Annotated in this window: 13 protein-coding genes; 4 read left to right on the forward strand and 9 right to left on the reverse strand. The window is 70.5% G+C overall.

From position 1 onward, the window contains the following. Positions 1-6 precede the first annotated feature (6 nt). The 7 genes from H7I41_RS19690 to H7I41_RS19720 form a co-directional block, all read right to left on the reverse strand. Entirely contained in the window at positions 7-2499 is a 2493-nt protein-coding gene (locus H7I41_RS19690) for a sensor histidine kinase (protein WP_264014295.1), read from the reverse strand. Between the two features lie 157 nt (positions 2500-2656). Next, positions 2657-3271 (reverse strand): DUF4126 domain-containing protein, encoded by a 615-nt coding sequence (locus H7I41_RS19695; RefSeq protein WP_264014296.1) that lies wholly within the window; start codon positions 3269-3271, stop codon positions 2657-2659. 18 nt (positions 3272-3289) lie between these two features. Further along, positions 3290-3964, reverse strand: coding sequence for a methyltransferase family protein (locus H7I41_RS19700; protein ID WP_264014297.1), 675 nt, complete (start codon positions 3962-3964; stop codon positions 3290-3292). Between the two features lie 8 nt (positions 3965-3972). Beyond that, a complete protein-coding gene (locus tag H7I41_RS19705) occupies positions 3973-5622 on the reverse strand; it encodes an ABC transporter permease (protein WP_264014298.1) in 1650 nt (549 codons plus the stop codon). Next, positions 5619-6563 carry an ABC transporter ATP-binding protein gene (locus H7I41_RS19710; RefSeq protein WP_264014299.1) on the reverse strand — a complete coding sequence of 315 codons (945 nt, stop codon included), beginning with the start codon at positions 6561-6563 and terminating at the stop codon, positions 5619-5621. The genes H7I41_RS19705 and H7I41_RS19710 overlap by 4 nt, the downstream gene beginning before the upstream one ends. Next, complete coding sequence (locus H7I41_RS19715) at positions 6563-7219, reverse strand: TetR/AcrR family transcriptional regulator (RefSeq protein ID WP_264014300.1); 657 nt, start codon at positions 7217-7219, stop codon at positions 6563-6565. The genes H7I41_RS19710 and H7I41_RS19715 overlap by 1 nt, the downstream gene beginning before the upstream one ends. 162 nt (positions 7220-7381) lie before the next feature. Beyond that, positions 7382-8044, reverse strand: a complete 663-nt coding sequence (locus tag H7I41_RS19720) for an O-methyltransferase (RefSeq protein WP_264014301.1) — start codon at positions 8042-8044, stop codon at positions 7382-7384. A 177-nt stretch (positions 8045-8221) separates the two neighbouring features. Between H7I41_RS19720 and sigE the strand changes: the two genes are divergently transcribed. The 4 genes from sigE to tatB all read left to right on the forward strand — a co-directional run bounded on the left by sigE (position 8222) and on the right by tatB (position 11442). Further along, entirely contained in the window at positions 8222-8980 is a 759-nt protein-coding gene (gene sigE / locus H7I41_RS19725) for an RNA polymerase sigma factor SigE (protein WP_264014302.1), read from the forward strand. A gap of 83 nt (positions 8981-9063) precedes the next feature. Then, positions 9064-9462 carry an anti-sigma E factor RseA gene (rseA, locus tag H7I41_RS19730; RefSeq protein WP_264014303.1) on the forward strand — a complete coding sequence of 133 codons (399 nt, stop codon included), beginning with the start codon at positions 9064-9066 and terminating at the stop codon, positions 9460-9462. Positions 9463-9530: 68 nt separating this feature from the next. Beyond that, positions 9531-11024 (forward strand): serine protease HtrA, encoded by a 1494-nt coding sequence (gene htrA / locus H7I41_RS19735; RefSeq protein ID WP_264014304.1) that lies wholly within the window; start codon positions 9531-9533, stop codon positions 11022-11024. A gap of 1 nt (position 11025) precedes the next feature. Beyond that, positions 11026-11442 (forward strand): Sec-independent protein translocase protein TatB, encoded by a 417-nt coding sequence (tatB, locus tag H7I41_RS19740; RefSeq protein ID WP_264014305.1) that lies wholly within the window; start codon positions 11026-11028, stop codon positions 11440-11442. 42 nt (positions 11443-11484) lie between these two features. On the opposite strand, the gene H7I41_RS19745 is transcribed toward tatB, so the two are convergent. Both H7I41_RS19745 and H7I41_RS19750 read right to left on the reverse strand, forming a co-directional pair. Further along, on the reverse strand, positions 11485-12126 hold the full coding sequence (locus H7I41_RS19745) for a VldE C-terminal domain-containing protein (RefSeq protein ID WP_264014306.1): 642 nt from the start codon (positions 12124-12126) through the stop codon (positions 11485-11487). A 71-nt stretch (positions 12127-12197) separates the two neighbouring features. Beyond that, positions 12198-13340: an Mrp/NBP35 family ATP-binding protein gene (locus H7I41_RS19750; RefSeq protein WP_264014307.1), complete on the reverse strand. Its 1143-nt coding sequence runs from the start codon at positions 13338-13340 to the stop codon at positions 12198-12200. Between the last annotated feature and the right edge of the window lie 96 nt (positions 13341-13436).

A 13436-nucleotide genomic window follows, 5' to 3' on the forward strand; every position in this document is an offset into this window, starting at 1 on the left:
CGGCGTTCATCGGTCCTCTTCTGTCGGTCGTTCGGCGGCATCGCTTTCGGCGCGTCCCCTGCGGACACCGGCGAGCTGACGGCTCAGGACATCCCTGATGGCCGCGGGATCGCTCCTGCCGTCCGCGGCCGCGGTTCTTTCACCCCCGGAGGGCTCGGGTATCAGGTGTGCACCGCGCTCACGGATCGGCAGACCCGATTCGGTGTACCGCACGGGCGCCCGATCACCGGCGTCGAACTCGTTGGGCGGCAAAGCCTGCGGCGTTGCGGGCGTTGCCCGGTGCATCGACCATTCCGAGGTCATCCGCTCGAATATCGGTGCTCCGTCCGACTCGATGCTCGGCCACGGCGGTTCAGCAGGCGGCGGCGGCGGCTCCGGCGGCTCTTCGGCGGGCGGCGGCGGCGGTCCGGCCGGGTGGCTCGCGACGTCGTTGACGCCGCTGGCGCCGGGCGACCGCCTGGGCAGCATGCCGCCGGTGCGGACCGCACCGTTCGCCGGCGCCGGGTCTTCGGCGGCGACCCCTGTTCGGCTCACCGCCGCGTGGTCGGGCACCGGCCCACGTTCGACGGACCACAGCCGCGGCGCGTCCTGCGCCGACATCGGGACCCGCGGCTCCTCGGGGCCGACGGCGACATCGGTCGGCGGCGCCAGCAGCGCGCCGGGTAGGTGCACACTGGCCGTCACACCGGGCCGGTCGGTCGACGGGGCGGTGGTGCGCAGCCGGACGGTCGCCCCGTGCCGTCGCGCGAGGCGCCCGACGACGAAAAGGCCCATCCGCTTTGCGGTCTCGGAGGTCACCTCGCCGCCGAGCGCCAGCCGTTCGTTCGCGGCGTGCACATCGTCGGCGGGCATGCCCAGTCCCCGGTCGGCCACCTCGACGAGGATGCCGGCGTCGACCGCGCGCGAGACGGTCACCGCCACCGGGTATTCCGGCGGTGAATAGCGCAGCGCGTTGTCGAGCAGTTCGGCGATCAGGTGGCCCACATCGCCCGACGCCGCGCCCACGATCGCGCCCTCGACGACCGTGCCGACCCTGACCCGGCGGTAGTCCTCGACCTCGGACATGGCGGCGCGCAGCATCTCGGACAGCGGCACGGGCTCGAGCCGGCGGTGGCGTTCCACCGTGTCGGCGAGCACGAGCAGGTTGTCGCCGTTGCGGCGCATCCGCGTGGCCAGGTGATCGAGCCGGAACAGATGGTCGAGTCGTTGCGGGTCGTCCTCGTCGAGCTCGAGGGTCTCGATCAGCGCCAGCTGCTCTTCGACGAGGGATCGGCTCCGGCGGGAGAGGGTCTCGAACATGTCGCCGATCTGCAGGCGGATGCCGTGCTCACCGGCCAGCCGGACCGCCTGGAAGTGGATGTCGTCGATCGCGCGCGCCAGTTGGCCAATCTCTTCGTTGGTGCGGACCGGCAACGCCTCGATCTCGGGCACCGCGGCGCCCCTGCTGAGCCGGTCGATCTCCTCGGGCAGCTGGACCTGCGCCACGTGCGCCGCGCCGCGCCGCAGCCGTCCGATCGAGCGGATGAGCGAACGGCCGACCGCGAGCGCGAATACCAGCGCCGCCAGCACCGCGCCAAGGATGATGGCGGTGTCGCGCAGCGCTGCGGACCGCAACGCGTTCGCCCGGGCGTACACCGTGCCCTCGAGATCCGCCGCGAGCTGTTCTGCCATGGCGTGATAGCCGCCGGCACTGTCGCGCATCGCCGCGGCGAACCGGAGCGCGTCCACCGGTGCTTCCGGCGGGCGGGTGTAGGTCTCGCGCCTGGCGTCCGACGGGCCACGCAGCGCGGCGACCTGTTCGGCGGGCATCACCTGCGCGAGGCGATCGATCGCGGCCGCCTCGGCGCCCGCAGCCTCGGCCGCTTCCGCCCGCAACGCGACCGACGTGCCGAAGTCCGGCGCGGCGACCAGCACCTGCTGCGCCGTCAACGCGCGTTGCGCCGCGAGGACAGTGACCAGGCGGTCGGCCAGCGGGCGCACGGCGTCGTCGTCGACGGTGGCCGTGATCGTCGCCACCGCCGAGGCCACCTCGGCCGCCGTTTCTCCGGCTCGTTCGGCGATGCTCGGCTGGGGCACCGGGCCCGCGGCGATGTCGTCGCGCAACGCCTTCGCCGTCGAGGACGCGGTCGCCAGTTCCGCGGCCACGGCGGAGTCGAGTTCGGCGGAGGTGACGAGTGCGGTCAATGCTGTCGCGCTCGCGTCGAACCGTGTGAGCGGTTCCGCGGTCGGCGCACCCGAGGCGGCGGCGTCGGCCAGAGCGTCGAGCCGGTCGACGAACTCCACCGCAGGCACCACGATCGCCACGTTGCCGGTCGCGACGCTCAGCCTCGACGCCGCCGAGAGGTCGTTCTGGATCCGCAGGGCCCCGAACGCGGCCGCGAGCAGCACTGGGACCACAAGCGTCGCGGCGACCTTCCACCGCAGCGGCCATCCTTCGAGCGACATCCACGCCGCGGACCGACGCGTGGGCTCGACGCCCCTCGGATCATCGGCGTCCATCCGCACCACCCTCCGCCGGGCCTATTGACGGTCAAGTAGAAACCCGGGTCAAGCCGGAATGGTAGATGAGGCGGTGCCACGCCGCATCGAAGGGCCGACGCCATCAGCGGCGCTGCTGCTCGCGGGCCCGCCGGCCCCGAAACGGCGCCGAAGGCGGTCAGGCGGGCGGCTCGAGCGCCGTGGTTGCCGCCTCGGCCCGGCGGCGCCGCCGCCGGCGGCGCAGCAGCGCGACCGCCGCCCACACCATCAGTGCCAGGGCGACCAGCACCAGCACGGGCAACAGCAGGGCGACGAACACCAGGCCGATGCTGGCGACGTCTTCCAGGGTCGACAGCACCGGGGCGGCGACACCGGCGGTGGCGACGTTGGCCGCGGGCCGGACGGCCGACTTGGTGAGCGACACCGCCAGCGCGGTGACCACGCCGATCGCGACGGGCACCCATTGACCGGACTGCGCGAACGCGCCGGGGTCGGTGACCGCGCCGGTCTGTGCCGCCGTGCCGGAGCCGAAGACGATGCCGCCTGCGGTGGGCCGCACGAACGTCTGGATCATGTCGTTGACGGTGTCGAGCGCCGGGATCTTGTCCGCCACCACCTCGACGCACAGCAGCACCGCGACGATCGCCATCACCCAGCCGTTCTCGAGCCACGCCCAGGTGTGCGGCAGCGACACCAGGTCGGTGAACCGGGCGAGCAGGCCCAGAGCGAGCAGCGGGATGTAGGCGTTCAGTCCCGCAGCGGTCGCCAGCCCGAGGCCGGTCAGCAGCTCCACGTCACAAGTATGGGCGCGTCACCACACGAAGGGCAGCAACCTGAAGCGCACCTGCCCGGTGTATTCGCGGTAACCGGCGAGCTGATCGACCAGCAGCTTCTCCTCGTCGAGGATCCGCAGCGCGAGCAGCGCCAGTCCCGGCACGATCGCGACCAGTCCCCAGTAGGAGTCCAGGGCCGGCGGGGTGCCGAGCAGCATGATCAGCGCGCCGGTGTACATCGGGTGCCGCACGATGCCGTAGAGCCCGGTGGACGCCAGCGGCTGATCGGCCTCGACTGTCACCGTGGCTGCGGCGAAGCGGTTCTGGATCACCACCAGCTGGGCCAGCAGTAGGCCGACCGCGACCACTACGTAGCCGACCACCACCACGGGCGGCGGCACCGACGACCAGCCGAACCGGTGGTCGAGGGCGCTGACGACGAGCATCGCGACGACCAGCAGCACGACGCCGGCGACGACGAAGCGCTGAACCGGACGCGCCTCGGCGGTCGGCCCGGCGTTCATCCGGCGCTGCATGGCGGCGGGGTCGCGGACGGCCAGGTACAGGCTCGGCCCGATCGTCGACACCACGAACACGGCGATGAACACCCACGCCTGCCAGTAGTCGACGGTGCCTGCGGGTATGAACAGCGCCAGTCCGAAGAAGAGGAGGGAGAACAGTGCCGATCCGAAGGTCTGCAGTGCGATCTTCACGGTGCTCCTCAGCGCACGTCGCGGCGGCGGAAGGCGAGGACGCCCAGTGCGATCAATGCGGCGTCGATCGTCAGCAACCACAGTAGCGGTGTCGCGGTGAACTCACCGGTGCCGACATGCGGGATGTGCACGAACGGTTCGAGATCGATCAGCCACTGAGGTGAATTGCCCAGCGACCCCAGCAGGAACACGGCGACGAACACCACCAGGACACCCCACGCCACCGGCGTGAACCGTGGCGCGAGTCCGAAGATCGCCACCGTCACCGCCGCGAGCAGCCACACCGCGGGTAGCTGCACCGCCGCCGTGCCAAGCACTGCGGGCAGCGTGCCGCTCACGTCTCCTGCGCTCGCACCGTAGGCCAGTCCGGTGACCGCGCCCGACAGCAGCAGCGCGACAGCGGATCCCACGATGGGGAACACGAGATGGCCTGCCAGCCAGCGGGTTCTGGCAACCGCACCGGCCAGCAGTGTCTCCGCCCGCGCGCTGCTCTCCTCCTGATGTATTCGCAGGGTCAGCGAGATCGCGAAGGCCGCCGTCACCATCCCGAGCATGTTGAACGCCACCGCGACGAACGCCTGCTCCATGACGTCGCTGCCGCCGAGACGGCTCACGATGTCGCGGGACACCTCGCTGTTGCCGATCTCCTCGCCGATGCCGTTGACGATGCTGCCGATCAGCAGCCCGTACAGGCACAGGCCGACGGTCCAGACCAGCATCGTCCCGCGGTTGAGTCGCCATGCCAGAGATGTCGCGCCACGCAGGCCGCCACCTGCCCGCGGTGCGCCGGGCCGCTCGGCGATGAGGCCGGCGCCGACGTCGCGGCCGGCCAGCAGCCGATAGGCGACGATCGTCAGGATCGCGGTGAGCGCGACGTGCAGCGCCAGCACCGCGAACCGGTCGCCCGCGAACGGGCGCACCTGCAGCGACCAGCCCAGCGGGGACAGCCACGTCAGGAACTCCGCGCGGGCTCCGGCGTCGCCGACTGCGCGCAGCGTGAACGCCGCGCCCAGCACGCCGAACGCGGCGCCGCGGGCGAAGCGGGCACTCGGCGAGAGCTGGGCGGCGACGGCGGCGACGGCGGTGAAGACGAGACCCGAAGAGGCCAGCGCCAGTGCGAAGGCGAGCGACCCGGTGACGGGGATGTTTACGGTGGCCAGGCCGGCGAAGCCGATGATGCCGGTGAGCAGCGACGCGCCTGCCGACAGCAGCAGTGCCGCGGTGAGGCCGGCGTAGCGTCCGACGGCGGTCGAGTCCAGGAGTTCGGTGCGGCCGGTCTCCTCGTCGGCGCGGGTGTGCCGGATGACCGTGAGAATCACCGCGACCGCGATGAGCACGTGGAACATGCCGGCCTTCCAGATGCCGACCGCGCCAAGGCTGTCGTTGTAGACCTGACCGTAGAGCGCTCGCTGGGCGGGGCTGGCCATGATGGTCGCGGCCAGCGACGCGCGGTCGGCCTGCGTGGGGTACACGGCCTCGGTGCTGCCGACGTACACGGTGGCCAGCGGGACCGACAGCAGCAGCACCCACAGCGGCGCCACGATGCGGTCGCGGCGCAGGTAGAGCCGGAGCAGCCCGACGGTTCCCGAGAAGTGTGATCCCCTCGGTGGGGCCTGGTGGGCGGGCTGGTGGTGGGGCCGGTCCAGGATGGTGCTCACGCCGTCACCTTCTCGGACTCGTCGTCGGAGGTGTCGCTGGTGTCGTAGTGCCGCAGGAACAGGTCCTCCAGCGTGGGCGGCTGGCTGACCAGGCTGCGCACCCCGGCGTCGCCGAGCGCCTTGATGACCTCACCGAGCCGTTCGGCGTCGACCTGTGCGCGCAGCGTGTGCCCGTCGACCGAGACGTCGGCGACGCCGTCCATGTCGAGGATGCGACCGAGTTGTGCTGCTTCACCGACCATCTCGGCCTTGATCGACGTCCGGGAGAGGTGCCGCATCGATTCCAGCGTGCCGCTCTCGACGGTCCGGCCGGCGCGGATGATGGTGACCCGCTCACACAGCGCCTCGGTCTCGGCGAGGATGTGGCTCGACAGCAGGACGGTGGCGCCCCGGTCGCGGGCCTCGGCAACACACTGCTGAAAGACGTTCTCCATCAGCGGATCCAGTCCTGTGCTCGGTTCGTCGAGCAGCAGCAGGCGGGCCCGCGACGAGAACGCCGAGATGAGGGAGACCTTCTGCCGGTTGCCCTTCGAGTACGTTCTGGCCTTCTTCGACGGGTCGAGGTCGAAGCGCTCGATGAGTTCGCGGCGGCGTGACTCGTCGAGACCGCCGCGCATCCGGGCCAGCAGGTCGATGGTCTCGCCGCCGGTCAGCGACGGCCACAGCGTCACATCACCGGGCACGTAGGCGATCTGCCGGTGCAGGTCGACGGCGTGTGTCCACGGGTCGCCGCCGAGCAGTCGGACGGTGCCGCCGTCGGCGCGGACCAGGCCGAGCAGGATGCGGATCGTCGTCGACTTGCCTGCGCCGTTCGGTCCGAGGAAGCCGTGCACCTCGCCGTCGGCGACGGACAGTTCGAGCCCGTCGAGTGCGTGCACCGCGCCGAATTTCTTGACCAGGCCGTGGATCTCGATGGGTTGGGTGCCGGGTTTCGTGGCCATCACTTCTCCTTCGACGTGGGGATGGGCTCACCCGTCGCCTGCTGGGCGACGAAAGCGTCGTACATGGTGGAGTCGGCCATCAGCCCGTGGGAGTACACCTCGAGTGCGGGCACCACCATGTCCTGGGCGTAGTCGCGCAGCACGGCGCGCAGATCGGTCGGGTCGTCGTGCATCTGCAGGTACAGCAGGAAACTGCCACCGTTGGTCATCGCGAGGTATTTGGCACGCGCCTTCGGGTTCCGGCTCGGCTTGATGGTGCCGGCGCGCACGCCTTCCTCCATGTACTGCTCGACGTTGTCGATCATGCTGCGCCAGAACGATTTCGCCAACTCGCCGCCGGACTGCATGCTGCGCACCAGGTAGGCCATCATCGGTGCGTAGGACTCGATCTCGGCCATCTGGGCGAACCACGTCGAGGGGTCGGTGCTCTGGATCGACGCCGACTTGGACCTGCGGATCTCTTCGGTGATGTAGTCGTCGCACACCTTGCGCAACCCGTCCTTCGAGCCGAAGTGGTGGATCACCAGCGCGGCGCTCACCCCTGCGGCGTCGGCGATGGTGCGCAGTCCCACCGCGAAGCCCTTCTGGCCGAACTGGTCGATCGCCGCGTCGCGGATGCGCGCGATGGCCGTCCTGTCCTCCGAAGCTGAACGCATGTTCAGTACACTAAACGCGCGTTCAGCTCGCAGTCAAGGGCCTATCCGCGAGCAGGCCCCCGCAAGCGGGAGGTGCCCCCACAAAGTGCTGGGACACGCCGTCGAATCGGCGCAGTTTGCGTCTGCTCACGCAGAGAGGTGCTCGCGCAGAGAGGGGGAGGGTCAGTCGCGGGCGGCGGCCAACAGGCCGTCACCCAGTGGCACCAGCACCGGGGTGAACCGCTCGTCCTCGGCGATCAGCCGGGCCGCTTCCCGCACGGCGCTGACTTCGGCGTCATGCGCCGACGCGTCGCCGGCCCGGCCGCCGAGTGCGGCCCGGTGCACCACGATCGCGCCGCCGGCGCGCAGCAGCCGGACGCCTTCGACCACGAACTGCGGCTGGTCGATCGGGTCGGCGTCGATGAAGACCAGGTCGTAGGACTCGTCGGCGAGGCGGGTCAGCACGTCCTGGGCGCGGCCGCTGATCAGCCGGGTGCGGCCGGGCCCGATTCCGGCTTCGCCGAACGCCTGCTTGGCGATCCGCTGGTGCTCCGGTTCGACGTCGATGGTGGTGAGCACACCGTCCTCGCGCATCCCCGACAGCAGCCACAGCCCGCTCACCCCGGCGCCGGTGCCCACCTCGACGACCGCCCGCGCGCCGGTGAGCCGGGCGAGCACGCTGAGCAGCGCCCCGACCGCGGGCGTGACCGCGCCGGCGCCGATGTCGACCGCACGCTCGCGTGCGGCCGCGACGATGGAATCCTCGGAGATGGACTGCTCGGCATGGGTGACGATCGACGCGGCCCGGCTGTTCGGCTGGGTGGTCGGGTCGTCGGTGCTGGCCATGCCCGCAGCGTAATTCGCGCGCCGCGCGGCCCAACCGTCGACACGCCCGCGCGGCAACGTGTGATTTGCGTCGTAAATCATGGGTTTTCCCTGGTTGGACTAGGGGTAGCCACGTTTCTCAGGGAAACTTCAGTGTGCTCATATCCGCTGCACACTGCGATGAGGAACGGTATCGGCATGGAAGACGGCGGACGCTGGCGCTTCGGGAATAACGACCTGAGCGGTCGCGTTGCCGCGAACATCGAGCAGTCGTCTTCCGACGACCGCCCTGACCTGGAGGATCCGACGACCACCACCGCTGCACAACCGTCCCCCGTCACGATGGCGCATCTCGAGCAGTACGCCGACTCCGACTGGGTGGAACCGACCGACGAGCTGACCGGCACCGCGGTCTTCGACGCCACCGGCGACAAGGCGTCGATGCCGTCGTGGGACGAACTGGTCCGTCAGCACGCGGACCGGGTGTACCGGTTGGCCTACCGACTGTCGGGCAACCAGCACGACGCCGAGGACCTCACGCAGGAGACCTTCATTCGCGTGTTCCGGTCCGTGCAGAACTACCAGCCCGGCACCTTCGAGGGCTGGTTGCACCGCATCACCACCAACCTGTTCCTGGACATGGTCCGGCGTCGGGGCCGCATCCGCATGGAGGCGCTGCCCGAGGACTACGACCGCGTCCCGGCCGACGACCCCAACCCCGAGCAGATCTACCACGACTCCCGGCTGGGGCCCGACCTGCAGGCTGCACTGGACTCACTGCCGCCGGAGTTCCGCGCCGCCGTCGTGCTGTGCGACATCGAGGGTCTGTCGTACGAGGAGATCGGCGCCACGCTCGGGGTGAAGCTCGGCACCGTCCGCAGCCGCATCCACCGCGGCAGGCAGGCGCTGCGTGACCATCTGGCCCGCCACTCGTCGGACACGGCCAGATCTGCCTGACCGTCACGGGTGTCCGGCGGGACGTCTCGCGCTACATTCGAAGTGAGCACCGCGGACCGAGATGAGTGGAGAGGAGCTGGGTGATGGTCGACCCGGGACATGTGTTCCGTCGCGCTTTCTCCTGGCTGCCTACCCCGTTCGCCTCGCAGAACGGCGCGCCGGTCGGAGCGCCGCGGCAGTTCGGCTCCACCGAGCACCTCTCGATCGAGGCGGTCGCGGCGTTTGTCGACGGCGAGCTCGGCATGAATGCGCATCTGCGGGCCGCGTCGCACCTCTCGCTGTGCGCACAGTGCGCCGCCGAGGTGGAGGCCCAGGGTCAGGCCAGGTCGGCGTTGCGGGATTCGCGCCCGATTGCCGTGCCGACCTCGCTGCTCGGCATGTTGTCGCAGATCCCGCACTGCACGCAACCGCAGCCGGCCGAAGAGCCGGCGCAGCCACAGTTTGCTGATGACCCGTCCCGGGCCCGTCGCAAACGCCGGTAGGCTAGATGCGAGTCGAGCTCGACCTGCGCCGGCGACGGCGGGCGCTCCCAGCAGAAGGTGAATGACGCGTGACCAATCAGGACCCGTCCGGCGACAGCCAGCGTCTTGACCCGCGCCCTGTCGACCGCCCCGCAGTCGATCCCGCCGCCCAGCGCGCGTTCGGCCGCCCCGAGGGGTTCCGCGGCTCCTTCGTCGCCGAGGCCGAATTCCGCGACCGCGGCGAGTACACGCCGAGGGACAAGTCCTCTGATCCCGTGCTGGCCGAGGCGTTCGGCCGGCCCCGGGCAGGCGGCGAATCCCTGCAGCGCCACCCCGCGGACGCCGGCGCACTGGACGCCGAGCGCGACGCCGGACTCCCCGACGAGACCGACGACCCCTGGCGCAACCCGTCATCGGCCGCTTCACTGGGCACCCCCGCCATGCCCCACTCGACGGCGACGCATGCGGCCGCGCCCGTTGGAAGGCTGGGGGTCCGGGACGTGGTCTTCGGGCGGCGGGTGTCGTTCGTCGCGCTCGCGATCGTCGGCGTGATCGCTCTCGTGGTCGGTGTCCTGGGCGGCTGGATCGGATACCTGACGGCCGACCCGGTGTCGGCGTTCACCACGTCCGAGGCGACGCTGGACACCGGCGACGCCGAGGATCCGCCCGAGGGCCGATTCATGAAGGTGGCCGCCGAGGTCGCCGATTCGGTGGTCACCATCGAGGCGACCATCGGCAAGGAAGGCTCACAGGGGTCCGGCGTGGTCGTCGACCCCCGCGGTTACGTCGTCACCAACAACCACGTCATCTCCGAGGCGGCCACCAAACCGGCCGAGTCCAAGATCAAGGTGGTGTTCAACGACGGCAAGGAGGTTCCGGCCAATCTGGTGGGCCGCGACCCCAAGACCGACCTCGCCGTGCTGAAGGTCGACAACGTCGAAGACCTGAGCGTCGCGAAGCTCGGCAACTCCGACGACCTGCGGGTCGGCGAAGAGGTGATCGCCGCGGGCGCGCCGCTCGGCCTGCGCAGCACGGTCACCCAGGGCATCATCAGCGCGCTGCACCGGCCCGTTCCGCTGTCGGGCGACGGGTCCGACACCGACACCGTGATCGACGGTGTGCAGACCGACGCGTCGATCAACCACGGCAACTCCGGCGGACCGCTGATCGACATGAACGCCAACGTCATCGGCATCAACACCGCGGGCAAGTCGCTGTCCGACAGCGCCAGCGGCCTCGGCTTCGCGATCCCGGTCAACGAGGTCAAGATGGTGATGGACGCGTTGATCAAGGACGGCCGGATCTCCCATCCCACTCTGGGTCTGACCGCCCGCTCGGTCAGCAATGACGTCGCGTCCGGCGCGCAGGTGGCCAACGTGAAGGCGGGCAGTGCCGCAGAACAGGCCGGCATCCTGGAGAACGACGTCGTCGTCAAGGTGGGGTCTCGCGAGGTGGCCGACGCCGACGAGTTCGTCGTCGCGGTGCGGCAGCTGAAGATCGGTGAGCCCGCGCCGATCGAGGTGATGCGCGAAGGCCGGCCGGTGACTCTCACCGTCACCCCGACGCCCGACAACACCGTCTGACGTGTTCGCCAACATCGGCTGGGGCGAGATGCTGCTCCTGGTGATCGCGGGTCTGGTGATCCTCGGGCCGGAGCGGCTGCCCGGCGCCATCCGGTGGACATCGGGGGCGCTGCGCCAGGCGCGCGACTACGTCAGCGGCGCCACCACCCAGTTGCGCCAGGATCTCGGGCCGGAGTTCGACGATCTTCGCGAGCCGCTCAGCGAACTGCAGAAGCTACGAGGGATGACGCCGCGGGCCGCGCTGACAAAGCACCTGCTCGACGGGGACGACTCGATCTTCACCGCGTTCGACAAGCCGACCGAGAAGCCGGTGAGTGCGCCGACCCCGCCGGTTCCGCCGGCGGCGGGGACGGAGCCGGCCGAGCAGCCGGGTCCCACGACGCGGGCGAGCACGCGGTTCGACACCGACGCCACCTGATCGGCGCAGCCGGGTCAGCTCGCCGGGGTAAGACCGCCGGGGTCAGACGAAGTACTTCTCGTCGCCACTCGGGTAGCCGCCGCCGTTGGTGGCGATGTGGATGTGGTCGAAGTGGTTGAGGGTCTCCGAGCCGTAGTCGGCGGTCCAGCTCGGGGCGCCGACGCCCGGGTAGAAGCCCTGCCGCCAGATGACGTGGATGACGCCCCACCGCTTGGCGTTCGCGAGCGCGTAGCCGGCGATCTGGTTGCCGAGCGCGATGCCTTCCTCACTGCCGTGATTCGGGATCATCACGTCGATCGCCAGTCCGTTCGGGTGCCACTTCAACGCGTCCTGCCGGTACCCGCCGATGGTCTTGATCTCCGGGAACAACGCACTGATGGCGCGCGCCGCGCGGATGGTGTTCACCTGGAGTCCTGATTCGGGGGTGACGCCCCGCGGCAGCTCGAAGAGGGTGGGCGTGGTGGCGACCGGGGCCTGCGCGGCCAGCAACTCGGCCACCGGCGGGGGACTGCCGGCGGGCGGCGGCCCGGGTGGCACGAACGCTTGCTGGTCGGCGGTCTGCGGGGGTGCCTCGGGCGAGGGCGGCTTGGCGGCCTGGCCGTAGAGGAGCGCAGCCGAGACGACGACGGAACCCACCAGCGCCAGCAACCGGCCGCGGCCGTTGGCGGAAGGTGCGCTAGTCACGAGTCAGCACTCTAGTGTCGTCGGCCGCACGGTGTGGGGCTGTTGGTGTTGATGGTAAGAAAGTCGATCGGTCAGCGGCCGGCCGGATCCAACCCCAGTGACATCCCGGCCAACCCGCGCTTGCGCGCCGACAGCGCGTCGGCGACGCCGCGGAGTTCCTTGCCCGCGGGCGAATCCGGGGCGCTGAGCACCAGCGGAACGCCCGAGTCGCCCGCATCGACGAGCGCCTTGTCGATCGGCACCTGGCCGAGCAGTGGCACGTCGGCGCCCACTGAACGGGACAGCCTCTCGGCGACCTGGCGGCCACCGCCCTCGCCGAAGAGCTGCAGGGTCGAACCGTCCGGCAGCAGTAGTCCGGACATGTTCTCGACCACGCCGACGATTCGCTGACGGGTCTGCAGCGCGATCGCGCCGGCCCGCTCGGCTACCTCGGCGGCGGCCGCCTGCGGCGTCGTCACCACCAGGATCTCCGCGCCCGGGATCAGCTGTGCCACCGAGATAGCGATGTCGCCCGTGCCGGGCGGCAGGTCGAGCAGCAGCACGTCGAGATCGCCCCAGTACACGTCGGCGAGGAACTGCTGCAACGCGCGGTGCAGCATCGGCCCGCGCCACACCACCGGGGTGTTGCCCTGGGTGAACATCGAGATCGAGATGACCTTCACCTCGTGGGCGATCGGCGGCAGGATCATCGAGTCGACCTGGGTGGGCCGGTCCGTCGTGCCCATCATCCGGGGCACCGAATGGCCGTAGATGTCGGCGTCGAGCACACCGACGGCGAGTCCGCGCGCGGCCATCGCGGCGGCCAGGTTCACCGTGACGCTGGACTTGCCGACGCCGCCCTTGCCGGAGGCGACCGCGTAGACGCGGGTCAGCGAATTCGGCTGGGCGAACGGGATCACCGGTTCGCGGGAGTCGCCCCGCAGCAGGACGCGCAGTTCGGCGCGCTGCTCGTCGTTCATCACGTCCAGGCTCACCTTGACGGCGCCGGTGCCGGGCACGTCGGCGACCGCCTGCTGCACCCGTTCGGAGATCTCGGTCTTCTTCGGACACGCGGAGGTGGTCAGGTAGATCTCGACGTGGACGCTCGAGTCGGCTTCGATCGTCACGTCCTTGACCATGCCGACCTCGGTGATCGGCCGCCGCAACTCGGGGTCGACGACCTTGGTCAGCGCGGCGCGCACCGCGCTCTCGAGCTCAGAGGAAGAAGAAGACATCACCCGCGAGTGTAGGCCGCCGCGGCGGTCCGTCGTGACGGCGGCCGGTCAGGCCGGAGGGCCGGGCGCGGGACCGGGTGCCGGGCCGGGCGCCGG

Origin of the sequence: [Mycobacterium] manitobense, from assembly GCF_025821665.1 — a bacterium.
GTDB classification, from domain to species: Bacteria; Actinomycetota; Actinomycetes; order Mycobacteriales; family Mycobacteriaceae; genus Mycobacterium; species Mycobacterium arseniciresistens.

Bases quoted from the DNA above. Each gene is read 5' to 3' on its own strand.
- H7I41_RS19690 (WP_264014295.1), bottom strand. From the start codon at position 2,499: ATGGACGCCGATGATCCGAGGGGCGTCGAGCCCACGCGTCGGTCCGCG.
- H7I41_RS19710 (WP_264014299.1), bottom strand. From the start codon at position 6,563: ATGGCCACGAAACCCGGCACCCAACCCATCGAGATCCACGGCCTGGTC.
- H7I41_RS19715 (WP_264014300.1), bottom strand. From the start codon at position 7,219: ATGCGTTCAGCTTCGGAGGACAGGACGGCCATCGCGCGCATCCGCGAC.
- H7I41_RS19720 (WP_264014301.1), bottom strand. From the start codon at position 8,044: ATGGCCAGCACCGACGACCCGACCACCCAGCCGAACAGCCGGGCCGCG.
- sigE (WP_264014302.1), top strand. From the start codon at position 8,222: ATGGAAGACGGCGGACGCTGGCGCTTCGGGAATAACGACCTGAGCGGT.
- rseA (WP_264014303.1), top strand. From the start codon at position 9,064: ATGGTCGACCCGGGACATGTGTTCCGTCGCGCTTTCTCCTGGCTGCCT.
- H7I41_RS19750 (WP_264014307.1), bottom strand. From the start codon at position 13,340: ATGTCTTCTTCTTCCTCTGAGCTCGAGAGCGCGGTGCGCGCCGCGCTG.